The 25,324-nt window shown below is 66.0% G+C and carries 18 protein-coding genes; 13 read left to right on the top strand and 5 right to left on the bottom strand.

The annotated features are described in order from the left end of the window. Nucleotides 1–12 precede the first annotated feature (12 nt). Nucleotides 13–876, bottom strand: a complete 864-nt coding sequence (locus V3330_RS00165) for a hypothetical protein (protein WP_354693343.1) — start codon at nt 874–876, stop codon at nt 13–15. Then, nucleotides 855–2,810: an MORN repeat-containing protein gene (locus V3330_RS00160; protein WP_354693342.1), complete on the bottom strand. Its 1,956-nt coding sequence runs from the start codon at nt 2,808–2,810 to the stop codon at nt 855–857. Before V3330_RS00160 ends, V3330_RS00165 begins: the two co-directional genes overlap by 22 nt. 253 nt (nt 2,811–3,063) lie before the next feature. On the opposite strand from V3330_RS00160, the gene V3330_RS00155 reads away from it, so the two are divergent. The 7 genes from V3330_RS00155 to V3330_RS00125 all read left to right on the top strand — a co-directional run bounded on the left by V3330_RS00155 (nt 3,064) and on the right by V3330_RS00125 (nt 12,269). Next, on the top strand, nt 3,064–3,429 hold the full coding sequence (locus tag V3330_RS00155) for a zf-TFIIB domain-containing protein (protein ID WP_354693341.1): 366 nt from the start codon (nt 3,064–3,066) through the stop codon (nt 3,427–3,429). Between the two features lie 136 nt (nt 3,430–3,565). Next, nucleotides 3,566–3,832: a DksA/TraR family C4-type zinc finger protein gene (locus V3330_RS00150; RefSeq protein WP_354693340.1), complete on the top strand. Its 267-nt coding sequence runs from the start codon at nt 3,566–3,568 to the stop codon at nt 3,830–3,832. Nucleotides 3,833–3,879: 47 nt separating this feature from the next. Next, nucleotides 3,880–6,003: a hydantoinase/oxoprolinase family protein gene (locus V3330_RS00145; RefSeq protein ID WP_354693339.1), complete on the top strand. Its 2,124-nt coding sequence runs from the start codon at nt 3,880–3,882 to the stop codon at nt 6,001–6,003. Next, nucleotides 5,996–7,624, top strand: coding sequence for a hydantoinase B/oxoprolinase family protein (locus V3330_RS00140; RefSeq protein ID WP_354693338.1), 1,629 nt, complete (start codon nt 5,996–5,998; stop codon nt 7,622–7,624). Before V3330_RS00145 ends, V3330_RS00140 begins: the two co-directional genes overlap by 8 nt. 324 nt (nt 7,625–7,948) lie before the next feature. After that, on the top strand, nt 7,949–8,692 hold the full coding sequence (locus V3330_RS00135) for an ABC transporter ATP-binding protein (RefSeq protein ID WP_354693337.1): 744 nt from the start codon (nt 7,949–7,951) through the stop codon (nt 8,690–8,692). A 7-nt stretch (nt 8,693–8,699) separates the two neighbouring features. After that, nucleotides 8,700–11,063 carry an ABC transporter permease gene (locus V3330_RS00130; RefSeq protein ID WP_354693336.1) on the top strand — a complete coding sequence of 788 codons (2,364 nt, stop codon included), beginning with the start codon at nt 8,700–8,702 and terminating at the stop codon, nt 11,061–11,063. A gap of 3 nt (nt 11,064–11,066) precedes the next feature. Beyond that, nucleotides 11,067–12,269 (top strand): efflux RND transporter periplasmic adaptor subunit, encoded by a 1,203-nt coding sequence (locus V3330_RS00125; RefSeq protein WP_354693335.1) that lies wholly within the window; start codon nt 11,067–11,069, stop codon nt 12,267–12,269. A gap of 29 nt (nt 12,270–12,298) precedes the next feature. On the opposite strand, the gene V3330_RS00120 is transcribed toward V3330_RS00125, so the two are convergent. Next, nucleotides 12,299–13,096, bottom strand: coding sequence for a hypothetical protein (locus tag V3330_RS00120; RefSeq protein WP_354693334.1), 798 nt, complete (start codon nt 13,094–13,096; stop codon nt 12,299–12,301). A 113-nt stretch (nt 13,097–13,209) separates the two neighbouring features. On the opposite strand from V3330_RS00120, the gene recQ reads away from it, so the two are divergent. Then, a complete protein-coding gene (recQ, locus tag V3330_RS00115; protein WP_354693333.1) occupies nt 13,210–15,069 on the top strand; it encodes a DNA helicase RecQ in 1,860 nt (619 codons plus the stop codon). 69 nt (nt 15,070–15,138) lie between these two features. Here the strand turns inward: recQ and V3330_RS00110 are convergent, their stop codons facing one another. After that, nucleotides 15,139–15,786 (bottom strand): YceH family protein, encoded by a 648-nt coding sequence (locus tag V3330_RS00110; RefSeq protein WP_354693332.1) that lies wholly within the window; start codon nt 15,784–15,786, stop codon nt 15,139–15,141. Nucleotides 15,787–15,871: 85 nt separating this feature from the next. Between V3330_RS00110 and V3330_RS00105 the strand changes: the two genes are divergently transcribed. The 5 genes from V3330_RS00105 to V3330_RS00085 all read left to right on the top strand — a co-directional run bounded on the left by V3330_RS00105 (nt 15,872) and on the right by V3330_RS00085 (nt 21,954). After that, a complete protein-coding gene (locus V3330_RS00105) occupies nt 15,872–16,693 on the top strand; it encodes a M90 family metallopeptidase (protein ID WP_354693331.1) in 822 nt (273 codons plus the stop codon). A 123-nt stretch (nt 16,694–16,816) separates the two neighbouring features. Then, nucleotides 16,817–18,520 carry an Aq_1262 family (lipo)protein gene (locus tag V3330_RS00100; RefSeq protein WP_354693330.1) on the top strand — a complete coding sequence of 568 codons (1,704 nt, stop codon included), beginning with the start codon at nt 16,817–16,819 and terminating at the stop codon, nt 18,518–18,520. A 223-nt stretch (nt 18,521–18,743) separates the two neighbouring features. Beyond that, nucleotides 18,744–20,192, top strand: coding sequence for an alkaline phosphatase PhoX (locus V3330_RS00095; RefSeq protein WP_354693329.1), 1,449 nt, complete (start codon nt 18,744–18,746; stop codon nt 20,190–20,192). A gap of 408 nt (nt 20,193–20,600) precedes the next feature. Next, nucleotides 20,601–21,338 (top strand): M12 family metallopeptidase, encoded by a 738-nt coding sequence (locus V3330_RS00090; protein ID WP_354693328.1) that lies wholly within the window; start codon nt 20,601–20,603, stop codon nt 21,336–21,338. Nucleotides 21,339–21,459: 121 nt separating this feature from the next. Further along, entirely contained in the window at nt 21,460–21,954 is a 495-nt protein-coding gene (locus tag V3330_RS00085; protein WP_354693327.1) for a hypothetical protein, read from the top strand. Between the two features lie 106 nt (nt 21,955–22,060). Here V3330_RS00085 and V3330_RS00080 read toward each other — a convergent pair whose 3' ends face one another. Further along, entirely contained in the window at nt 22,061–25,234 is a 3,174-nt protein-coding gene (locus V3330_RS00080; protein ID WP_354693326.1) for a CHAT domain-containing tetratricopeptide repeat protein, read from the bottom strand. Nucleotides 25,235–25,324: the final 90 nt, after the last annotated feature.

Genomic DNA, 25,324 nt, shown 5'->3' with positions numbered 1-25,324 from the left:
GGGGCCGTCTGCTCAATCGACCTGGGAGGCGGCCTCGATCAGTTCGTCGGACGGATCGTCCGGCGTTTTCTCCGGCACCCCGTACTCGCGGTAAACGTACTCCACGGCCCTCAAGTGCTGGGTGAAGGCGTCGAGCCGGGGGTCCACTTCGAGCAGGCGCTGATAAGCTTCGATCCGGGTGCCGGTCTCGCGCAGCGCCTTTTCGGTGATCGCAGCCAGTTCGCGGTCGAACTCCCAGAACTCCATCATGTTGCGCAGATAAATCGTTTTGTCCTGGTACACGGCCAGGCCTCGCCGCCAGGAAGAACGGGCGGGCGAGTCGTCACGTCCCCGCCCTTGATCTTCGAGGGTGATGGCCAGCGCACTGCGAATAATCAGTGCTTCCTCCGCCAGCCGGGCTGGGTCGACGGCGGTCACCGCTGCGGGAGATTTCTGCGCGAACCGGGCGATGGCGGCGCGGATGCCGTCCTCATTGGCCCGCGCGTAGCGGAACAGCCGGGCGGCGCGGGCCACCGTCTGTCGCGGATCGGCGATCCGGTTCAGCGGGGTTTGCAATGCCTCGACATCGATCGGTGGGGTCAGGCCACGATCGGGCGGTGACGTCGCGCCGGCGGGATCCAGTTCGACGGCCCACGCGATGCTTGCGCCTTCCGCGACCATCAGGGCGAGGTTGAGCAGACGGTAGGATTCGACATCCGCGATGCCGGAGGGCGGGTCCGGCGCGTTCTCGTCGGCGTTCAGCAGGCCGGGGAGCAGGCCGGGCAGCAGGCCGGGCAGCAGCAGGGCGGCCAGCCAGGCAAACGCCCGGCTTCTCCGGACCGGTTCCCGGGTTCGCCAGGCTCCGGTGGCGTGGCTCAGAACAGCGGGCGTGTCCATTCCCGCTCCGATGCCCGGCCGGTTTCACGACCCGCTGCGTAACTGAACCATTGCGGCCTTTGCCCGGGTTCGTGCCGGGCGACCACACCGTCCGGCACGCCTTCGCGGAAGCGGCCTTCGAAGAATACGGCCCCGACCGAACCCGGGCGCACGAGAATCATCCCGCCGTTGCCGTGGGCGCGTCCGTCGCGTGCCTCGCCGGCGTATTCCACCACGCCGTCGCTGCCGCTGAGAATGCCGTAGCCGCGGCCCGTCGCGCGACCGTCCTCGCAGCCTCCGAACCAGCGGCCGTCGGCCTGGAATTCCGGATGACTGAAGCGGCAGTGCTCATCCGCGGTGGTCTGCAATGAACGTACCCGCGACTGGTAGAGCGCGGTGGTTTTGTCGCGGAACTCCGCGAAACCGCGCGCGGTGATGCGCTCACGCGATTCCATCCACTCCATCTGCACGTCGATCTGCTGGTCGAGTTCGGGCGCCATCAGCGCCATGTATTTTTCGGTGATATTCGCCGATCGCGCGCGGGTTTTCAGGCTGGAACGCGCCGTCCACACCGAACCGAGCACCAGCGCCGGAGCCACGCTCTGCAGGGCGGATGCCACCGCCGAGCCGGAAACCGAGGTGCCGTACACCGACCCGGCCAGCATGGCGATGGTCAGGGCCGTGGTCACGTTCTGGATACGGGCCAGGCGCCGGCGCTCTTCGAGCATGCCGTACTCGGCAGCGATCATCTGCCGCATTTTCTGTCCGTAGTCGCCTTCGTAAGTGCCCTGGAAAACCTTTTCCGATTGGTCCGACAGGAACACCTTTTCGGCCCGGATCAGTGCCTGGGCGAGTTGCAGGCGCGCGCGCACCGACTCGTCCTCGCTGCCGGCCAGGTAGACGTTCGCCAACTCCGGGTCGAAACGCAGCAGGGCGGCATGGCGCTGCAGGAACAGTGCGCGCTCGATATCGGCCTCGTGCAAGAGGCGCACGATGCGGTTGGCGGCACCGTCGACGAAGCGGTCGGCGAAGGGATCCACGCCCGGGGTCTCGTCCAGCCGGGCCACCAGCAGCGGGTCCATCTGCACTTTTTCCAGGGGATAGACTTCCACGGCGGCTTCGCCCGGCCGGATTTCGCCCGGTGCGCGGCGTGGCACTCCGACCGGGTTCAGTTCGCGCAGTTGCAGGAATCCGGTGAAATCGAGGGAGCGCGGGGGAGCCGGGGGCGGATACCGGACCATGGCGGTGCGTTCCGCTTCCGCGGCCGCACGCGACAGCGCCCACGCCGATTGCACCAGGGGCTCGCTGCTCAGCACGAGGCCGTTGGTGGCCGGGCGCAGCCAGCGGTCGCCGTGGACCACGATCAACGGGGTGACGAGATCTCCGAAGGTCAGCGGTGGCGCGTCCATGACCTCGCGGATATCGGGGTAGGAATAAACGTTGAAATCGATCGTGAGCACGCTGGGGATCTGTTCGGAAGCCAGCATCGGCCGACTGCCCAGTCCGGTTTCGCGGTCCCAGGTGATCATGTGCGGCGAGAGCAGGACGGAATGGTCGGGGAGGGTATCGCGCAGTTCGCGGTACAGCGACATGGCGAAAAAGTTGGACTTGGCGATGACGGCCTGTGCGACCCGGGTCATGTCGGTCCGCAGCATCACTTCGAGCGGCACCGGGTCGCCGATGGCCTGGTTGCCGTAGGCCTGGTAGAAGGAATGTTCGGCGTCGGCATGAATCAGCGCCGGGTAGCGAATGACCACCAGCGCTTCGGGTCCGTCCGGCAATGCGCGTTCCGGCGCCGGCGCTTCCTGGGCCCGGTAAACAGGCGTGGAAGTCCCCCGGGCCATGCCGGCACAGCCATTCAACAGGCCGACGGCGGCCAGCATGAGCAGCAGCCCGACGGCGCCGCCAGGCGGTCGTGAACGGGTTCGGTGTGGTGATTCGGAGTCAGCAGGCATGTAGGCGTGTGGTTACCGCTCGGGCAGAGTGTCCAATTCCGGCGGTTTGGACCGGAACCGGGCACAGGAATTCCCCTGGATCGCCGCATCCGGCAAAGAAAGATCGCCTGGGGCCACGTCCGCTATCCCGGAGCTTGTCGAATGAGGGGTCATTCTACCTGCACCGGCCTTTCCGGTCAGGTCGTGCGAAAGGCTTTGACCGGGTTTCCGGCGTGATCCTAGAATAAGCGGACCCAACCAGGAGCGCGCCCAGATGAATTGCCCGAAGTGTTTCTCCGCCATGGAAGTCGTTTCGTTCAGTGGTATCAAGGTGGACCGTTGTACCGGCTGCAAGGGTTTGTGGTTCCAGCCCGATGAACTTTCCGAATTGCGCCAGGACGACTGGATGGCGGATTACGTGCTCGACGACGGCAGCGCCAGGGTGGGGCGTGAGTACAATCGCGTGCGTGATATCGCCTGTCCGCAGTGCGAATCACCAATGCAGCAGGAAGCCGATCCCGATCAGCCGCACATCGTTTACGAGAGCTGCCCCAACGGCCACGGCGTATTTCTCGATGCCGGGGAATTCACCGATCTGGTGCACAAGACGTTCTGGGACCGCTTCAAACCGGCGCAATGACGGCCGGCCCGGCGCAGAGAGCCGGGCGTGCGTCGGCCCCGCTGGCGCACCACGGGCCTGGGTGCAGGTCACTTGCAATGTCGCCGCGTCCCGCGTAGAAACGGGCCTGTAATCTTTGCAGGAAAGGACGGGTGTCATGGCCGGTGGCTGGAGCCGCGACGGTGCGGTTCAGGATCAGATCGATGCGAGCGTCGAGGACGCGGTTCAGCGGGCGCGCCGTTCGCTGCCGCGTGGTCCCGGCCGCAAGCTCTGCGCCGAATGTGACGAGCCCATCCCCGAGGCCCGCCGTGAGGCCATTCCCGGCGTGCGCCTGTGCGTCAGCTGCCAGGAGGCATCCGACCGCGCTTCGGTCGAGCACAGCGGCTACAACCGGCGCGGCAGCAAGGACAGCCAACTGCGTTGACTCGCGGTTTCCCCGGATGGTTTTTCCCCGCAGCATGAAGGTGTGCCGTGACCGGCCCTGATAAAGCCCGTTTGGCCGTCGACATCGGCGGCACGTTTACCGATATCGTGCTCGAGCGGCCGGGGGCGCCGAGGCTGACGGCCAAGCTGCTGACGACCCATCAACAGCCGGGCGAAGCGGTGCTCGCCGGCATCCGCGATGTGCTGCGGCGCGCGGAGCTGCAACCGGCCGATCTCGGCCTGATCATCCACGGCACCACCCTGGCGACCAATGCCCTGATCGAACGGCGCGGTGCGGTCACGGCGCTGCTGACCACCGAGGGTCACCGTGACGCGCTGGAAATGGCGCACGAGGACCGGTTCGAACAGTACGACATCATGATCGACCGGCCGGCCCCGCTGGTGCCCCGCTATCTGCGTCTGCCGGTTCGCGAGCGTCTGGACCGCAACGGCGGCATTCGCATCCCGCTGGACGAAGCGTCGGTTGAGGCCGCCCTGCCGGTGCTCGACGAAAACGCGGTCGAAAGCGTGGCCATCGGTTACCTGCACGCCTTCGTCAACCCGGAACACGAGCAACGCACCGCCGAGTTGCTGCGGGCGGCCCGTCCGGACCTGTCCATCACCCTGGCTTCGGAAGTGTGCCCGGAAATCCGGGAGTTCGAGCGCCTGTCCACGGCTTGCGCGAACGCCTATGTGCGCCCGCTGATGGCCCGCTACCTGGAGCGCCTGGCGCAACAACTGGCCGAGCTGGGCATTCGCTGCCCGTTCCTGCTGATGACCTCGGGTGGCGGCCTGACGACGCTTGAAACCGCATCCCGTTTCCCCATCCGCCTGGTCGAGTCGGGTCCCGCCGGCGGAGCCATCCTAGCGCGCGAGGTGGCCCGTCAGGCGGGCATGGATCGGGTGCTGTCCTTCGACATGGGCGGCACGACCGCGAAATTGTGCCTGATCGACGGCTTCGAACCGTTGACCTCCCGCAGTTTCGAGGTGGACCGGGTGTACCGGTTCAAAAAGGGCAGTGGACTGCCGGTGCGTATTCCGGTGATCGAAATGGTCGAGATCGGCGCGGGCGGGGGTTCGATCGCGCGGGTCGACAGCCTCAAGCGCATCCAGGTGGGACCGGAGAGCGCGGGTTCGGAGCCGGGGCCGGCGGCGTATGGGCGCGGTGGCGAGCGGCCGGCCGTCACGGATGCGGATCTGTGCTTGGGCCGGGTGGTCAAAGACCGCTTCGCCGGCGGAGCCTTCGCGCTCGATGCCGGGGCGTCCGAGCGCGCCATCCAGGCCGATGTCGCGGATCCACTGGAACTGGACACGCGGACGGCGGCCCACGGCATCGCCGAGGTGGTGGACGAGAACATGGCGGCCGCGGCCCGCGCGCATGCCGCCGAATTCGGCCTGGATATCGGCAGCCGCGACATGATCGCCTTCGGCGGAGCCGCGCCCCTGCATGCGGCGCGGCTGGGGGAGAAACTGGGCGTACGGCGGATCATCGTGCCGGCGCAGGCCGGGGTGGGATCGGCGGTTGGCTTCCTGTTGGCCCCGGTCGCTTACGAAGTGGTCCGAAGCCGCCAGCAGCACCTGGAACAACTGGAGCCCGAACGGCTCAACGAACTGTTCGATGAAATGCGTGAAGAAGCCCTGGCGGTTGTCCGGCAGGGCACGGCTTCCGAGGCGCTGGTCGAGACCCGGCACGCCTACATGCGTTATGTCGGCCAGGGGCACGAGATCGCCGTTCCCTTGCCGGAAGGACCCTACCGCGAATCCGACCGGGAGGTGTTTCGCGAGGCCTTCGCCGATGCTTACCGCGCGTTGTACGGCCGCACCATCGCGGGCGTGGGTATCGAGGCGCTGAGCTGGACGCTGAGTATCGCCGAAAAGACCCCGGCGGCGGAAAAAGCCGCTCCGGATCGGCCGGCCCGCAGCCGTGGCGGGTCCGAGCCGGTGGCGCACGGTGAGCAGCCTTTGTGGGATCCGGAACGCCTGCGCGCGGACACCGCGGCCGTGTACCTGCGCGGCGAACTGGCTGCGGATTGCCGGATTTCAGGGCCGGCGCTGATTACCGAGGACCAGACCACCACCGTGGTCAGCGCGGGGTTCGTGGCCACCGTCGACGCCGGGGGCAACCTCATCCTGGAGCGCAAGCCGGCACAGGGGAACGAAGATCATGACTGAGACCGGGGCGCTCGGGCGCATTCACACGCAATTACTCTGGGACCGCCTGCTGGCCGTCGTCGAGGAACAGGCGCAGACCCTGATGCGCACGGCGTTCTCCACCACGGTGCGCGAAGCCGGCGATCTCTCGGCCGGGGTGTTCGACACGCGGGGACGGATGCTGGCGCAGGCCGTGACCGGCACGCCGGGGCATGTCAACGCGATGGCGGCCAGTGTCGGGTTTTTCCTGGAGCGGCATCCCATCGGCTCGCTGGTTCCCGGAGACGTGCTGGTGACCAACGACCCGTGGTACGGGACCGGTCACTTGAACGATTTCACCGTGGTGACCCCGGTGTTCCGGGGCGCTGAATGCGTCGCCCTGTTCGCGTCGACTTCGCACATCGCCGATGTCGGCGGACTGGGCTTCGGCCCCGACGGCCGCCAGGTGTACGAGGAGGGGCTGAACATTCCCATCGGTCACCTGTACCGGGCTGGTGAAGCCAACGAGACCTTGCTCGACATCCTGCGCGCGAACGTGCGTGATCCGGTGGCGGCGGAAGGCGACCTGTATTCGCTGACCGCCTGTAACCGGGCCGGCGCCGAGCGCCTGTTGGCGACCCTGGAGGAGTTTTCGCTGGAATCACTCGATGCGCCCGCCGAACGCATCATCGGCCAGTCCCGTGAAGCGATGCTCGCAGGCGTGCGCGACCTGCCGCACGGTTGTTGGCGCAACGCCATGCGCGTGGACGGTTACGACGAACCCGTGGACCTGGTGTGTGCCGTGACGATCGGTGACGAGGGCATCGACGTGGACTTCGAAGGGACCTCGCCGGCCTGCGCCCACGGCATCAACGTGCCGCTGACTTACACCCAGGCCTACGCCTCGTTCGGAGTGCGCTGCGTGGTGGGGAATGACGTACCCAACAACGCGGGTTCACTGGGCGTGGTGCGGGTGGCCGCGCCGGAGGGCTGTATCCTCAACGCGCCCCGGCCCGCCGCGGTGTCGGCCCGGCACGCCATCGGCCAGATGCTGCCCGATGTGGTGCTCGGGGCACTGGAGGAGCCGCTGGGCGGCCGGGTGCCGGCCGAGGGGGCCTCCTGCCTGTTCGGACCCGTGTTCCTGGGCGGGCGCGGGGTCATTCCCGGCAGCCGGGGCGAGCCCTTCGTCATCAACGCGTTTTATGCCGGCGGCACCGGCGGGCGGCCCGGCAAGGACGGCCTGGACTGCACGGCGTTTCCTTCGGGCGTGCGCAGCACGCCGGTCGAAATCACCGAGAATGCGGCGCCGCTGATCATCTGGCGCAAGGAATACCGTCCCGATTCGGGCGGCACCGGCCGGTTTCGCGGCGGTGCGGGTCAGATCATGGAGTTCGGGCATGCCGCGGACGAGGCATTCGCAGTTTCGAAAATGTTCGACCGCATCGGTCACCCGGCGCGAGGCCGGCAGGGCGGGTCCGCCGGCGCCCCGGCCCGGGTCTACACCAGCGGCGGCGCGGAACTGCGCGGCATGGGCCGGGAAGTCATCCCCGCTGGCGAGCGCATGATCCTGGAAACAGCGGGGGGTGGTGGTCTGGGTGATCCGGAACAGCGGGCCGAATCGGAGACCGCGGCCGACCGGCGTAACGGTCTGACCGATTCCTGATCGGCCGTGCCGCTCTGCGTATCTCGCAAATATTATAAAAATGCATAACTAACAATTAGTTATTTATTTATTATTAGAAACTACTTCATTTAATTTTCGCGTCTGTCGGTGCCGTTGGCCCTATCCCGTGGACGCTGAACCGGGGCCTCATGTGCACGGCCCCTGACGTCCCCGGAGGCTCGAGCTTCCGACCCGAGCCGGCAAACGGTTTCAGCAATCGCTGCGCCAGGCGCGCGGCGCCAGGTCAAGCAATCCGGCGGATTCCGCACCGGCTGCCGTGACCGGTTGCTACTATGCTCCTGACCAGGTTTCCGGAGAAGTCGCATGGCGAGCACGCGCGTGGCCGGGCCGGCCGGGGAGGCGGGCGACGTCGTATTTCACGTGCATGGCGTCACCAAGATCTACCGCATGGGCGAGGTTTCCGTGCGTGCCCTGCGTGGCGTGGACCTGGATTTGTATCGCGGTGAATTCATGGTGCTGCTCGGCGCGTCGGGCAGTGGTAAATCCACGCTGCTGAACATTCTCGGCGGCCTGGACACGCCGACCGAAGGGGAAGTGCGTTACGCCGGGCGGGATCTGGGCGGCGCTGATGAGCGCGAACTGACGCTCTACCGCCGGCATCACGTCGGCTTCGTATTTCAGTTCTACAACCTCATTCCCAGCCTGACCGCCCTGGAGAACGTCGCCATCGTCACGGAGATCGCGGCCGAACCGATGAAGCCGGAAGCCGCGCTGGACCTGGTGGGTCTCGGGGAGCGGAGACATCATTTTCCCGCGCAGTTGTCCGGCGGTGAACAGCAGCGGGTAGCGATTGCCCGGGCGATTGCCAAGCAGCCGGCGGTCCTGCTCTGCGACGAACCCACCGGCGCCCTGGATTCAAAAACCGGCATCATGGTTCTCGAAGCCCTGGACCGGGTCAACGCGGAACTGGGCACCACGACCGTGGTGATCACCCACAACGTGGATATCGCGCGCATGGCGAATCGGGTGGTGCGGTTGACCGACGGTCGGGTGGCCGAAGTGCACCGCAACGAGACCCGCACGCCGCCTTCGGACCTGCACTGGTAGACGGGCGGTGAAGGCACTCAATCTTAAACTGTGGCGGGAACTCTGGGCCATGCGTCTGCAGGCCGCGGCGATCGCGCTGGTGGTCGCGGGCGGGGTCGCCATGTTCATCATGTCCCTGAGTTCGTTCGATTCCCTGTACCAGACGCGTGAGCGCTATTACCGGGATCACGGTTTCGCGGACGTTTTCGCCGGCCTCAAACGCGCGCCGGTGGCCGTGGCGGACCGGATCCGTGACCTTCCCGGCGTCGACCGGGTCGATCACCGGGTCGTGGCCTACGTGAGCGTGGATATCGAGGGTTTCGATGAACCGGTCAGTGCGCACCTGGTGTCTCTGCCGGTGGACAGCACCGGTGATCTGAACCGCCTCTATCTGCGGCGGGGCCGGCTGCTGGCACCGGGGGCGGACGACGAGGTGCTGCTGAGCCAGGAATTCGCCGCGGCACATGGCCTTGACCCGGGCGACACGCTGAACGCGACCATCAACGGCCGCCGCGAAAAACTGACCGTGGTCGGCCATGCGCTGTCTCCGGAATACATCTACCAGATCGCCCCGGGTGCCGTTTTCCCGGACTACCGCCGGTACGGCGTGATGTGGATGGCGCGCAAGCCGCTGGCGACGGCCTATGACCTCGACGGCGCGTTCAACCACCTGGCCATCCAGTTGATGCGCGGGGCCCGGCCCGAAGCGCTCATCGAGCGGCTGGACGAAATGCTCGGCCGTTACGGTGGTTCGGGGGCGATCGCGCGGGCGGACCAGTTGTCGCACCGCTTCCTGACCGAAGACCTGAAACAGCAGCGCACCATCGCGACCGTCTTTCCGCTGATTTTCTTCAGCGTCGCGGCCTTCCTTCTGAACGTTGTGGTCAGTCGCATGATCGGGTTGGAGCGCGAGCAGATCGCGGCCCTGAGGGCCTTTGGTTATGGCCGCCTGGCCATTGGCTGGCATTACAGCGTGCTGGTGCAGGTAATCGTACTGACAGGATCGGCCCTGGGCATTGCCGCCGGTGTCTGGATGGGAAAGGGGATCAGCCGGATCTTCCAGTCTTTCTACAGTTTCCCGTACCTGCACTACGTGCTGGAACCAGGCGTGGTCGTGGCGGCGGTGCTCATCGCTTCTGCGGCGGGTCTGGCCGGCACCCTGTACGCGGTGCAGGGCGCTGCGCGGCTGCCGCCGGCTCAGGCGATGCGCCCGGCGCCGCCGGCCCGCTATCGTCCCACCCTGGTCGAGCGCCTGGGCCTGGGCCGGCTGCTGTCACAGCCGGCGCGGATCGTTCTGCGCCAAATCGAACGGCGGCCGCTGCGCTCGGCACTCGGTCTGCTCGGGATCGCGATGGCCTGCGGCGTCATGATGATCGGTGATTTTCAGGAAAGCGCCATCGACCGGATGATCGCGGTTCAATATGGCTTGAGCCAGCGCGAAGACTTGCTGGTGACCTACGTGGACCCTGCGCCCGCGCGCTCGCTGCATTCCCTGGCCGCGCTTCCCGGTGTGCTCCATGCCGAAGGATTCCGGCAGGTGCCGGTGAAGCTGAGCCATGGTCACCGCAGCTATCGCACGGCGGTGCAGGGCATTGCTCCGGCGAGTACCCTGCTGCGACTCATCGACACGGATCTGCAGCCGATCGAATTGCCCGGGGAAGGCGTGGTGATGACCGACTGGCTGGCCGGCCTGTTGCGGATTTCGCCGGGCGACCTGCTGCGGATCGAAGTCCTGGAACTCGACCGCCCCGTGATCGAAGTGCCGTTGGTGGGGCTGTCCCGGCAGTACATGGGCGTGAACGCCTACATGCGCCAGGATGCCCTGAATCGGGTGCTGGGTGAGGGCCGGGTCGTTTCAGGCGCCTTGCTGCGCATCGATGCGGACCACGCAAACGCCATCAACGCGACCCTCAAAGACGTGCCCCGCATCGCCGGGGTCGTGGAGCGCCAGGCCGCCATACGGGCCTTTTACGACACCCTGGCCGAGTCGGTGCTGTTCTTCACCATGATCGCCACCCTGCTGGGCGCCAGCATCGCATTCGGGGTGGTCTACAACAGCCTGCGCATCGCCCTGTCGGAACGCAGTCGTGAACTGGCCAGCCTGCGGGTTCTCGGGTTCACGCGCGGTGAAGTGGGGCAGATACTGCTGGGTGAACTGGGGGTGCTGACCCTGCTGGGGATTCCGCTGGGTTTCGCCGTGGGTTTCGGGTTGTGCGCGTTCCTGGCTTTTCGTTTCAACACGGATCTCTACCGGATTCCGTTGGTGCTGGGCCCCGGGGTCTATGCCTTCGCGGCCCTGGTGGTGCTTGTATCCTTCATTGTGTCCGGTCTGATGATCTGGCACAGTCTGGGCCGCCTGGACATGGTGGCCGTGCTCAAGAGCAAGGAGTGAGTCATGCCCTCGATCCTGGCGCGACATCCTTACATCACCCTGACCGCCGTCGCGGTCGCGGCATTGCTGGCCTGGGGATTCTGGCCGGAACCGGTGCGGGTCGAACTGGCGACGGTCGGACGGGCGCCGCTGGTGGTCACGATCGAGGAGGAGGGACGTACGCGGGTCATGGACCGCTACGTGGTCTCGGCGCCGGTGGACGGGGTGGCCTGCCGGCTCGAGTTGGAAGTCGGCGATGCGGTTTCCCGTGGCGAGTTGCTGCTGAACATTTCCCCGCTGGCATCCCGGGTCCTCGATTCGCGCAGCCGGGCGCAGGCGGAAGCGGCGGTCGCCGCGGCCCGGGCTTCGCTGCAGTCGGCCGGTGAACAGTCACGGGCGGCGGTGGCGGCTGCCGACCTCGCGGCCAGCGAACTGGCCCGACTGACGCCGCTGATGGAGCAGGGGGTGGTCAGCCGGGACGCGTTCGACCGGGCGCAGGCCGAGGCCCGGCGCGCCGAGGCGGCTCGGCAATCGGCGGCGTTCCAGGTCGATGTCGCGCGGCACGAACTGGAAGCAGCGCGCACCGCCCTGGAGGTTGGATCCGACGCGGCCGACGGCAGCGGCGAGCGTGTGCCGGTACGGTCACCCATCGATGGCCGCCTGCTGGCCCGCTGGCATGAGTGTGAAGGCCCGGTTCGCACCGGAGATCCGCTGCTGGAAGTCGGCGATCCCTCCGCGCTCGAGGTCGTGGTGGAGCTGTTGTCGGCCGATGCGGTGCGGGTACGGCCGGGGATGGACGTGGTCCTGGATCGCTGGGGTGGCGCCCAGGGGCTCGAAGGCCGGGTGCGCACCGTCGAGCCCACCGGTTTCACCAAGGTTTCGGCCCTGGGTGTCGAGGAGCAGAGGGTCCGCGTGATCGTGGATATCACGTCCGAGCCGGAACGGTGGCGCCGGCTGGGCGACGGCTATCGGATCGAGGCGCGCTTCGTGCTGTGGCGGGATGACGATGTGCTGCAGGTTCCGGCCAGCAGTCTGTTCCGGCAGGGCGAAGGCTGGTCCGTGTTCGCCGTCGAAGGCGGACGGGCGCGCATGCGTACCGTCGCGGTGGGCCATCGTACCGGGCTGGCCGCACAGGTTCTCGAGGGCCTGTCGCCGGGGGAGACGGTAATCACTTATCCCAGTGACGCGATCGAAGACGGCATCCGGGTCCGTCCCTGGACGGATTGAAATGCCGGTACCGGTACCGGCGGCCGGCTTCAGGCGCCAGGGTCGGTCGGCCGCGAATCAGCAGGTGGTTGTGGCGCGGCCGCGGCTTCCGCTTTGCGCTGGCGTTTGCGCGCCCGACGTTGCGCGAGGTACTCGGATTCCAGGCCGTCGCCCAGAAAATAGACGTAGAGCGTGGCGTAGGTGAAGAACACGGTGAGGACAGCCGCGATTTCCAGCGCGCGGACCCCGGCGGCGATGCCGGTGCCGATGGCCACCAGGATGAACAGGGCGTCGAAGGTGTCCTGCAGGGCCCTGCGGAATTGCACGCCGGCCACGATGCCGGCCAGGCTGAAGGCGAGCGCCAGACTGTGTTGCACCACCAGCACGATGGCCGCGACCACCCCCGGCAGGATCAGGGTGGTTTCGTCCAGCGAATGATCGTACGAGCTGACCTGGTGTATGCCCTTGTGCACCCAGGAAACCGGCAGCATCAACAACCACACTCCAATCAGGACGATGGCCAGTTGGCGGGCGTAGCCCAGCCGGTCGAGTTCGTTGGTGGCACGCAGCACAGTGTTGACGATTTCGATGTCGTTGCTCGCCGCCGGAACGTCCGCGATCCGGTTGACGGTCAGGTCGCCGCTGGCGGCGAGATCGGTCACGCCGCCGATGGGCAACTGGTCGGTGAAGCCGGGAATGGTGACGGCCAGCACGAAGATCGCCACCACGAGAATCAGGTGATACAGAAGGATTTTGCGCAACAGTCCCCAACCGCTGCGCCGGGACGGCGGGCTGGGCCGTTGCTCTCCGTCGCCCCAGGACGGCGGTGTCTCCCGTTTCTTCGACATGGTCTTAGTTCCCATGAATTAGGCCCCCGTGACATTCGTTCCCAGGGTGTTGGGCCCCTGACCGGGTAGGATTTTTACCCGATTGTACGCCAATCGTTCGCGGCCGGTTCACGGTGACGTATACTCCCCGCGTGCAAACGACCCGGCCGGCAAATCCACCCGACGATACGGCACGGCCGCTGGAACATACCCTGCAGCAGGTGTTCGGGCTGCAGACCTTCCGCCCGCACCAGAAGGACATCATCGAGCACGTGATCGGAGGCGGCGACGCCTTCGTGCTGATGCCCACCGGCGGCGGCAAATCGCTGTGTTATCAGTTGCCGGCCCTGCACCGGTCCGGAACCGGAATCGTCATTTCGCCGCTGATTTCCCTGATGAAAGACCAGGTGGATGCGCTGACCGCGAACGGCGTGCGCGCGGCCATGTACAACTCCAATCTCGATGCGGCCACCGCGCGAAGCGTGCTCGCGCAGTTGCGCGCGGGGGAACTCGATCTGCTGTACGTGGCTCCGGAGCGGGTCATGCGGCAGAATTTCGTGGCTACCCTGCAGCAACTCGAGATTGCCCTGGTGGCGATTGACGAGGCCCATTGCGTGTCCCAGTGGGGCCACGATTTCCGGCCCGAGTACGCGGCGCTCGGCGCGCTGCGCGAGGCCTTTCCCGGGGTGCCCTTCATCGCGCTGACCGCGACCGCGGATCCGCACACCCGCGAGGACATCGTCGGTGTCCTGGGGCTCGAAGGCGCGCGACGCTTCGCCACCAGTTTCGACCGGCCCAACATCCGCTACACCGTGCTGGAGAAGAACCAGCCGCGCCGGCAGTTGATGCGTTTTCTGGAGTCGCGGCGGGAGGAATCGGGCATCGTTTACGCGCTGTCGCGCAAGCGGGTCGAGGAAGTGGCCGCCTTCCTGGCCGCCGAAGGTTTCGCCGCGGCCGCCTACCATGCCGGGCTGCCGGCGGCTGAACGATCCGCCGTTCAGGAGCGCTTCCTGCGTGACGACCGGGGCATCGTGGTGGCCACCGTGGCCTTCGGCATGGGCATCGACAAGCCCAATGTGCGTTTCGTCGTGCATTACGATCTGCCCCGGCACCTGGAAGCGTATTACCAGGAAACCGGACGGGCCGGGCGTGACGGCCTGCCGGCCGAGGCCCTGTTGCTGTTCGGCACCCAGGATGTCGCAGCCGCGCGGGCGCAGATCGAGCAGGGCGGCAGCGAGACCCAGCGGCGGATCGAGTCGCACAAGCTGAGCGCCATGGCCGGTTTCGCCGAAAGCCTGACCTGCCGCCGCCGGGTGCTGCTGGGTTATCTGGGCGAGAATCTCGAGACCGATTGCGGCAATTGCGACGTCTGCCTGGTTCCGCCGGAACGCTTCGACGCCACCGATGCGGCGCGCAAGGTTCTGTCCTGCGTTTACCGGGTGCGGCAGAACTTCGGCCTGCGTCACGTGATCGACGTGCTGCGCGGCAGCGACAGCGAGCGCATTCACAAGTTCGGCCACCACCGGCTTTCCACCTGGGGTATCGGGCGCGAATACTCGACCGCCGAGTGGACGTCCATCGTGCGGCAGCTCATCCATCGCGGCTATCTTGTCCAGGACATCACGCGCTATTCGGTGCTGCGCCTGACCCCGCTGGCCCGGGCCCTGTTGCGCGGCGAGGAGACCCTGGAACTGGCGCGGCCACGGGTGCGCGAGGCGGCCGGTTCCGCCGGCCGCAAACCGGCCCGCGCCGCGGTCGAACTCGATGCCGACGAGCAGCGCCTGTTCGAAGCGCTGCGCACGCTGCGCAAGCGGCTCGCCGACGAGCAGGGCGTGCCGCCTTACGTGATTTTCGGTGACGCGGCGCTGGCCGAGATGTGCCGCCAGCGGCCGGCCAACGAGCAGGAGTTCCTGGCCATCAACGGAGTCGGGCAGGTCAAGCTGGAACGCCACGGCGCGGCGTTTCTCGAGGCCATCGCGGAGGCCGCCGGCTAGGCGGGTTCGAGTACCGTCCGGTTTCGGCCCGGATCCCGGCCATCTTCGCGCCGTCGCCGCGGCCCGGTCTCAGCCATTTTGCGAATCGTCCGAGCCGCGCTCCAGCGTGGCGAGCCGGTCTTCCAGTGCCGCGACCGCGGCTTCCAGGGCTTCCACCCGGCCGGCGAGACCGCTGCCGGTCGCGGCGGGTCGTTCGGCGGCGACGGGCGCCTGCGCTTCGGGTACATCGGGCTCGCCGCACAACAGGTGAGCGTAGCGCCCTTCCTTCTGACCCGACTGCCGGGGCAGGGGCGTGACCATGGGCGGTTCGTGGTTCTGCAGCCGTTCCAGCGCATGGTGAACGTCGTCCAGGTCGTCGAACTCGTGCAGGCGGTGCGCGTGGTTGCGCAATTCACCGATGGTTTGCGGGCCGCGCAGCATCAGGGTCGCAAGCAGCGCCAGGCCGGGGCTGTGCAGGTTCCAGGCCTTGCCCGCCTCGTGGCTGTAACGCGAGACGCGCGAGCCCCATTCCTCACGCACCAGGTGCAGGCTTTCCAGTTCCCGCACGGCATGGCCCACTTCACCTTCGGTGTAGTTCGTCACGGGCAGACGCGAGGATTTCTGATTGCAGGCCGTGCGCAAGGCATTGAGGGTCAGCGGGTACTGATCGGGCGTGGTCTCCGCCTTCTCGATCAGGCAGCCGAGAACACGCACCTGGATGGGACTGAGTTCATTCATGGCCAGGTTTCCTGTGTCCGGTCGTTGCGCATAGACTACACGGCACCCTGTCATCCCGCAGCACCTTATCCGTGAGCCCCGTTTCATGATCATCGCCTGGCTGATTCTGCCCCTGTCCCTGCTCGGCATCGTGCTCGCCCTGTGGGTGCCGAGCCTGCGCCTGAAACGTGCGCTGGCCCGCCCGTTTCCGGCGGAATGGTCGCGCATTCTCGAACGCAACCTGCCGGTCTACCCGCGCCTGCCGGCCGAACTGCGTGAGCGGCTGCACCGGTTGATCCAGCAGTTTCTGCACCAGAAACACTTCACCGGGGTGGCGGGACTGGAGATGAACGATGAAATCCGCGTGACCATCGCGGCCGAGGCCTGCCTGCTGATACTCAACCGGCCTTCCGGAGTTTACCCGGCACTGCGTTACATCATCGTGTACCCCGGTGCGTTCGTGGTGGATTACGAGGACGTGGACGAGGCCGGTGTGGTCGATCCCGAACCGCGGGAGCTGCTCGGCGAGTCCTGGCAGAACGGCAAGGTGGTGCTGGCCTGGGATTCGGTGATGCGCGGCGCGCGCAATTTCGTCGACGGCCAGAACGTGGTGCTGCACGAGTTCGCGCATCAGCTGGATCACGAGAGCGGCTATGCGGACGGCGCGCCGCTGCTGGGCGGTGAGCACAGCTACCGCAGTTGGGCCGAAGTGCTGGGCGAGGCGTACGAGGTATTGCAGGAGTCCAGCCGGGACGGGCGCGAATCGCTGCTGGACGAGTACGGCGCAAGCCACCCCGCCGAATTCTTCGCGGTGGCCACCGAGACCTTCTTCGAGCGTCCGGGCCAGATGGCGCGGCACCACCGGCGTCTGTTCGAAACCCTCAAGGCGTATTACCGGGTGGACCCGCGTGAGTGGCTCGACCACTGACCCGGAATCCAAATCCCCGAATCCCTCCACGCCCGTCATCCGTCCGTCATCTTGATGCGCTAGCTTGATCAGCCGCGTGCCGCCGGGTGGGTGGCGTCCGCCAGTTGAGATCCGGAGACTCCTTTGAAACTGCCTTTCGTAGCGATGATAGCCGGCCTGAGCGCCGTCACCCTGACCGGGCTTCTTGTGACCCGATGGGCGCCCGCCGCGCCCGATGCCGAAGCGTCCGCTCTGTCTGAAATCGCGATTCATGACGAACTCGTCGCCTACTTGCGGGAACTGGACAGCCCGGTCCCGGAACGGCCGCCAGTGCATCCCGCTCTGGCGCTGTATAACGCCGAAGCGATCATTCCCCCGCAATGCTATACGCGCACCGAAGGGCAACATAATCCGTGCTACGTGTGTCACCAGGACGAGATGCGCGGCCGCGAAAACCGCATGAACGACGGCGTGCTGCAACGCCAATACCAGTTCAGTGAGGTCGGATTGAAGAATCACTGGCGAAACCTGTTCGAGGATCGCAGCGAGCGTGTTGCGGCCATAACCGACGAGGAAATCCTGGCCTGGATCGGTCAGGACAACTATTCCGAACTCGCGCCGCGGTTGGTCGAGGCGGACTTCAAGGGCTGGATTCCCGACCTGAAGGACCTGGATCGGGGCGCTGCCGCTTTCGATGAGGAAGGCTTCGCACGGGACGGCAGCGGCTGGGTGGCGTTCAACTACAAGCCCATGCCCAGCACGTTCTGGCCCACCAATGGTTCCACCGACGATGTGATGATCCGGCTCGCTCCCGAGATGCGGCGCCGAGCCGACGGTACCGAGTCACGCGATGTCTACCGGGCCAACCTGGCCATCCTGGAGGCGACCATCAAGGGGCTGGATGAAGTAACGACCCATCCAATCGATGAAACCCTCATCGGGGTCGACCTCGATGAAGACGGCATCCTGGGCGAGGCCCGCGTGGTGCGCCGTACCGATGCCTACGTGGGCGAGGCGACCGGTTGGTTCCGGCAGGAATGGCTGTATCCGCTGGGTACCGAATTTCTGCACACGGTGCGTTACGTGGGCATTGCCGAGGACGGGACAATCGGGCCGTCCCGCCGCATGAAGGAAGTCCGGTACATGCGCAAACACTACGTGTTGCCGCATTTTAGTCTGTACAACGCCTACCTCGAAGAAGGCTACGCCAAGGAAGCCGGCTATCTGCCGGGCTACATTGACCAGGGACCGCACGGGCTGGACAACGAGATGGGCTGGCTGATCCAGGGCTTTATTGAAGACCGCCGGGGACGACTGCGCGCCAGCACTTACGAGGAAAACCTGTTCTGCATGGGTTGTCACACATCGGTCGGATCCACCATCGACAAGGTGTACAGCTTCGCGCGCAAGGTCGACGGTGCGAGCGGCTGGGGCTATATCGAACTTCACGGGATGCCGGATGCACCCAATCGGGGAGAGCCGCGTGGTGAAATCGCCACCTACCTGCAACGGGCCGGCGGCGGGGGCGAGTTCCGCAGCAATCCGGAAATGCAGGCGCGCTGGTTCGATGCCGATGGGCGGGTGGACCTGGCTCGGGTGGCGGCGGCGCCGGACGTGTACACCCTGATCACGCCGTCCCGTGAACGCGCTCTCGAATTGAACAAGGCTTACCGGGTGCTGGTCGACGACCAGGACTACATTTACGGACGCGATGCCAGCGTAGTGCCGCCGGCCAACGTTTACCGGCAGGTTGATCCGGAGTCCGTGCCGACCCTGCCGGAAGAGCGGGCCTGGCGCTGGGACATCCGGCTCGACTGGAGCGGTCCGTCCGGAAGCGCCTCGCGGTAGCGGGTGCATCGGACGCTCGGGGCATTGCGCCCGGGGAAACTGAAACATTTCACGTCAGAAAACCGGTTCGATTCTTCTAACTGTCACCGCATCGACAAGGCCTTGTCACGAAGCGTGGTTAGGCTGGATCTCGGCAGCCGGGAAACTCCTGACGCGTGGACTTCCCACGCGGAATTTACCGGTCGTCTGTCTCCGGAAATCAAGCCAAATTGAGGATTACACCATGTTGAAATTCCGTAAGGAACCGCTGGTCGCGGGAATGCTGCTCGCGTTGTCGCAAACCGCAGCCGCCGGTACTGAACCGTTCTTCGTACCCCTGACCGAATCCGCCACCGTTACCGTTCCGAATTCAACCGAAGAATTCACCGCTCCCTGGATCGCGCCGGCCGGGGTGACCCAGGAAATCCTGACCAGTCTGGACGAAGTCGAAGCCGATGCGAACCAGTCTGTCGTCCGGGTGCCGGGTCTCGGCTCGGGTGCTTCCATGTTCGACATGATCGCCTACGATCCCACCGGCCGTTATCTTTTCATCCCGCACGAAACGGGCATCGGGGCCGGCGTGTCCCGTTATGATATCTGGAACGATCGGATGGAGACGCTGTTCTCCGGCGACCTCGGCGGCCTGGAGGGCGATTGGAGTGGGGACTGGGGTGCGTTCGACCCGGCGACCTTCACGCCGGCGGGTACCCTGATCATGGGTGAAGAGTGGTCCGGTACGGGACGCGTGATGGAAATTCAGAACCCGCTGGCTCCGGCCGACCGGATTCGCGTCCGCGAACTGGACACGGTCGCCAACACGTCCCACGAAGGTCTGCGTTTCAGCGCGGACGGCAAAACGCTCTACTTCGTTGACGAATGGAATTCCGGCGCGATTTACAAGGTCGAGTTCAAGCAGGCGAACAGCTACAAGGCGCCGGGCGTGACCTACGTGCTGGTGGCCGATGATTACGACGGCGACCCGACTCTGAACTACAATCAGGGCAACAATGCCACCGCAATCCGCACCGGTCTGGCCACGTGGGTTCCGTTGACCAACAAGGCGGGCAAGCCGCTGACGTCGATCAATCCGTTCAGGAACGGACCGACCGACAATCCGGTTACCAATCCCGATACCCGCGGCGGACGCGGTGCGGCTGACGAAGTCGGCGCCACGCCGTTCGGTCGCCCCGAAGATGTCGAAGTGGGTCGCCTGGTCAATGGCCACGAAGTTCTGTACTTCGCGGCCACCTCGGAGCGAACCGTTTACTCGGTGGAAGAGATCGGTGAGGGCAAGGCCATCATCCGCAAATTCGCCAGCGACGTGGAAACGCCGAAGAATCTGGGTTTTGACGGCACCACCGCGGAAATGAACTCGCCGGACAATCTGGCGCAGGACGCGCACGGCAACATCTACATCATCGAGGACGCACCCAACGGTTCCTCCACGGGTGGTGACGTGTGGTTCGCACGGGATGTGGACGGCGACGGTGTGGCCGAATCCGTGGATCACTTTCTCAGCCTGCGGGTGGCCGGTTCCGAAGCCACGGGCCTGATTTTCAACCCGGCTGACCCCTATGAATTCGTCATCGCCGTGCAGCACCCGGCCAGCACGAATCTGGACGGGGTCCCCGGAGGTCTGGGCGACTCGGTCTGGCGATTCGATCTCGAGGGCACGGCGTTCCCGACGCCCTGAGATCACTCCACGCCGGCCTCGGGCCTCCGCCAGCACCCGATCAAAAACACCCCGCCAGCGCGGGGTGTTTTTTTGCCCGTTCGATTCCGGCGTGACCGGAATCTTCCGCTCTGGCCCGGAAGGCCGCGACACGATGCGCTGCGGGTCGCTGACCGGGTGCGTCGAGTTCGACCGCTGCCCGGGTTTTGGGGCTGCTAGACTGCTGTTTTGGCGTCCCCGGTGACGGATAAGGGTCGAATTCGGCAAAAAACAGTACTTTTTGACATTTACGTGAGAGAAAACCACCGAAACTGACACTTCATTCATAGGCCGGTCGCCCGGCAAGGGCCTCATGCGGTGCTGGACGCACGCTGAGGCGGGCTGCCCGATGGCTTGGCCAGCGGCAAGTGAGAAGGGATTGCCGACAGAATGAAGAAATCTGTTGCGGTGGCCGCGACCGCACTGTGCTTGACCGTGGCCGCGGAGGAACTTCCGTGGCCCGTCGATGCGCAGCGGGTCGCGGACAGTGAAAAGCCCTGGATGTGGCGCAACGGGCGGTTTACCTACGAACTCAGCCCCGAAGTCGCCCGTGACCCGATGCGCCGTGCGGTATTCGAGCAGGCGTGCCGTGAACTGGTGTCCGGGTCAGCCCTGCGCTGCGTTTCCCGCGGCGACCCCGAAGCCAGCGGCGATACCGACTACGTTTACGTCGTCGATGGGCCCGCCAATCATTCCATGGTCGGGCGTCAGGGCGGCCGCCAGCGGCTGGGCATCCGCAGCTGGAACAACCGGTTCAAGGTCGCGCACGAAATCAAACACGCCCTGGGCTGGGCTCACGAACAGCAGCATCCGCTGCGCGACCGCTACGTCGAGGTGCTGTTCGACAATATCCCGCCGGTCCGCCACATCCATTTTGAGATTTCCGATCTCGGCAATGAAGGGCCGTACGATTTCGATTCCGTCATGCACTACTACCCGACGGATTTCGCTTTGCCGGCACGCCGTTCGCTGCGGGCACGCCCCTCCCATCAGGACCAGGAAACCCGGATGGGTCAGCGTAATCATCTGTCGGAGACGGATCTGCTCGAAATCCGACTGGTATACGGCTTCCCGGAATCCCGGCAGGACTCCGGCTCCAACGCTCGGCAGTCGAGGCCGGGTCGATGAGCGTCGCCCCCGGGCCACGCCGGCTGTGTGCTGAAAGCCCATTCTCATTAAACGATTTCAGGGGATTTACCCCACCCGGACCGGCAATACCGCCGGTCCTTTTTCCACTGGAGATAGAGCAATGAAACGAGTGATTATTCTGATCCTGGCCCTGTTCGGCAGCGCCCCTCTGTTGGCGGATTGCCCGCCTTTCGCCCTGCATGGCGACTGGAACGTGTTTTACCCCGATGACGCCGCGCCCGACAGCGTACTCAAAGCCGGCAGCGTGCTGGAAATCCGTTACTTCAAGGAGCACGACACCTACACCGTCAAGCTGGATGATCCCGCCTGGTCGGCGCGCCGCAATACCTGGGCCGCTGAATGCCTGGGCGATGTCGCCGTGCTGACGGGCGTGCTGCAGGAGCGTTACGGAACCGATCGGGTGATGGTCGAGGTCAATCGGGTCAAGGACGAACGCGAACTGGTTGCACGGTCGAGCGGGCGCCGCTCGCTGGATCAGATCAGCATCCGGGTGCTCGACTGCATCGGCCTGGAATGCGATTTTGCCCGGCAGTCCGATCCGGAATCGCAAGCGCTTCCGGCGGCCGATCCGGGTCATGCCCACGCCGATCGTTGATCGTGGTAATCCCTCCCGGGGGCATGGGGCCGGGCACGTCCATTCGGCGTGCCTGTCCCTCCCGGTGTGCCGCCGTGAAGGCGGATCCGGGCCCCGGGCATGGGGTTCAGCGTAGAAACAGTTGAAACGCGGCCCACAGCCGTGGAGCGCCGTCTCCGTTACTGATTGACTCCAGCTTGGCGGCCCGCAGCGCGGTCGCGAGATCGGCTTCCCGGGCCAGCGTGTAGAAGCGGGACATCAGGCGCGCCGTGTGCTGGTCGGGCACCGGCCACAGGCTGGCGACGACTCCTTCGCTGCCGTGCTCCAGAAACGCCGAAACGAAACCCAGATGGGTGTCGAATTCGAACCGGTTGACCCCGACCGTACTGCACGCGCTGAGCACCACCAGGCGGGATTGCAGGCGTTGTTGTCCGAGGTCGGCCGGTGTCAGGGTCTCGGCGCCGAGGTCGCCACGCCCGGATAGACGGATGCTCGAGAATTCGGGGTAGGCCCGGTCGATCACGGCATGACTGGCGATGTGAACCAGGTCCGCGTTGTTCAGCCCGGGGCCCGTCAGGCGTTCGCGGGTGAGATCGGGGCCGGCCAGAAGTTCGGTATGGGCGTTCGGAAAACGGCTGCGAATGGCCGCGAGTTCCGCCGCGGTGCCGGCCAGTTCCGCCTGCCCCCGATCCAGGTCGGTGGGGTTGCCCGCCAGGAGAATGTTTTGCGGCTGCAGGGGCCGTTGCAGGCGCTCGACCGCCGTGCGCAATTCAAAACCTTCGGCCAGGTTCATGAAGGCGTGTTGTTGCAGCAGGTGTTCGCCATCCACTTTCAGGGCTTCGATCGGGAAGTCGCTGAACACGCCGGAGCCGACAAACAGCACCCGCTCCGCCAGGTGAGCCCGCAGCGGCTCGATCAGGCGCGTTCCCCATTCGGCCAGTTCCTGCTCCAGCGGCGGGTAGGCGATGGCGCGCAGCGTTTCCTTCAGGCGAGCCAGTTGCCGCGGTGTTCCATCGGTCCAGGGCAGGCGATGCAGCCGCAGACCGTTGCGGTCGCCGGTCCATGCATAAATCGCGTCCGGTGCGGCATAAAACGTCAGCAGGCTCCAGCCCTCGGGCAGGGCGCGTGTCCGCTCGACAACCTCCGCGGCTGACATCGGTGGACCGGACAGGTCACCGGGGCGGCTGAGCAGAAGGTGCTGGTCGAGTTGGCGCTGCGCCCGTTCGGTCTCCTCGGCGCTTTGCGCCTGGGCGCGCTGCGCCAGCAGCACCCGTGCGGTTTCGGTAAAGTCGGCATCGCCCCTGTCCGCCGGATCTGCCGCGGGCGCGGCAAGCCCGGCGCCGGTGCCACGCAACCACAGCAGGGCGCTGAGCGCGCGGGCGCCGGTTGCTCCCGGGCCGTCGCGATCGTTCAGGGCCAGGTGCATGTACGTATCGAAAATTTCGCGGCGGGCATCCCAGTACCAGGCCCCCAGAACTCCGGGCAGACGCTGGCGCAGGTACTGCATGTCGGTGATCAGTTTCTGCAGGGTGGCCAGTGCCGCCTCCTGCTGGCCGCTGCCGGTCTGCAGGCGGGCCCAGACGTAGCGGCCCTCCAGGGCGGGAACGGATGCCTGGGCGGCGGCCAGCACCGCGTAGTCGTCCTCCAGGGCCTCGAGTGCGCACGAAGGCGCAGGCGGGTCCACGAGCCGACAGGCGTGCAGCCGGTTCAATACCTCGTGTTCGCGAAAGGGGGTGGATGCGTAGCGGTTGGCGCTTTCGTCGAACAGGGCGGCGGCCCGCGCCGGATCGCCCGCGGCCTCGGCATCCCGGGCGGCGCCGGACAGCCACTCGGCGTGATCGGCATCGGTCGCGAGATACTGCTCCTGGCGGGAGCGGTCGTCACGCATGGCGGTGAATTCGCCGTCGCGCCGTTCGAGATCCGCGCGCAGGTCGTAAGCGCGCCGCAGCCCGCGTCCGTTGCGGGATGCCTCCAGGTCGGGAATGGCCAGTTCCAGGTTCAGCCGGCTCTTGTCGGACTGCCCCATTTCGCGATAAGCCTCGGCCAGCAGCAGGCGATTGCGGCCCAGGCTTTCCACGCGGCCTTGTTCCTGCGACAGGGCGATGGCCCGGTCCAGGACTTCAAGCGCTTCCGGAAAACGGTAGAGCTTGATGTAGTACATGCCGAGCAGGTTCAGCAGATGCTCGACTTCATGGGGCTGGGTGTGCTCGTCCAGGGAATCGAACATGCGCAGCAAGGTGTCGATTGATTGCGTGATGCGTCCGAGTTTTTCGTGTGCAACCGCCATGTTGGTGCCGATCAGGTAGACCAGGTAACTGTCTCCGCCCTGCATGGAGCGTTCCAGCGCCCGGGCGTACTGCTCCAGCGCCTCCTCCGGCCGGTCCTGGTAGTGCCAGGTGATGCCGGAGTTATTGGTGGCCCAGATCAGCTCGAACGCGTTTTCGGTCTCCTCGGCAATCCGGCGCGCCCGGGTGAATGCCTGCTGCGCGCGTTCGTAGTCGGCCAGGGCGCGGGCAGGGTCCGCGTCGGCTTCGCGTTCAATGCGAATCTGTCCGGACAACTGGTGAGCCAGCAGCAGCAGGCGCGGGTCGTCCAGGGAAGCAGCTTCTTCGATGATGTCTTCGACGTCCGCCAGTGCCTCGGAGTAGCGGTACAGCGGGTAGTAGGCGAAATAGGCGTGGAAGTAGCGGGACCAGAGCGCTTCGTGGCGCAGACCCAGTCGGCTGAAGGCCCGGGAGGCCGCCTGCAGCGCCGCCAGGCGGGGTTCCCACGCCTCCGCGGCCTCGCCCTCCGTATACTGAAGGCCCCGTGTGAACTCGCGCCAGGCCTCGAGCTGAGCTGCGCCGGAGCGCGTACTGGCATCCAGTGCATAGCGCGTGATGTGCACCTGGCGGTCGGCCAGGGCATGGATGGTTCGAATCTCCAGTCGCAATGAATTTCCGGGTGCCGCCGTCTCCCCGGTGGCCGGTTCCAGCAGATGCCAGACCGGGGCGGTCCGCAGGAAGTCCACGGCGATGTCGCTGAGAACTGCAGGGGCGTCGTCCGATCCGTGAACGATGCGGGACTGCAGATTGACGCCCGGTGCTTCGATCAGCAACAGCACCGGTTCCGGACCGGGTTCGAGCGCCACCGTGGCCGGCTGGCCGGGGGCGGGGGCGTCGATGACCGTGGTATCCAGCAACCGGGGCACGGGCGGGGGTGTCTGGCGGCAGGCCGCCAGTGAGGTCAATAGCAGTACCGGCAACAACAGCCGTACCAGGGCCGCGGGGAGCGCGCTAAGCGATTGATTTCCTGAGCACACTTCGAAGTTGCTCCCGCCACGCCGGTCACCGGGGTGGCTGCGGTTTTCAGGAGTCCGTATTTCCGGCAAATTCAATGTGATAACCTGATT

The sequence above is a fragment of the Elongatibacter sediminis genome (assembly GCF_037892215.1).
In the GTDB taxonomy this organism is placed as follows: domain Bacteria; phylum Pseudomonadota; class Gammaproteobacteria; order Xanthomonadales; family SZUA-36; genus Elongatibacter; species Elongatibacter sediminis.
The sequence above is the reverse complement of the archived record's forward strand: the minus strand, read 5'-3'. Positions and strand labels throughout refer to the sequence as shown.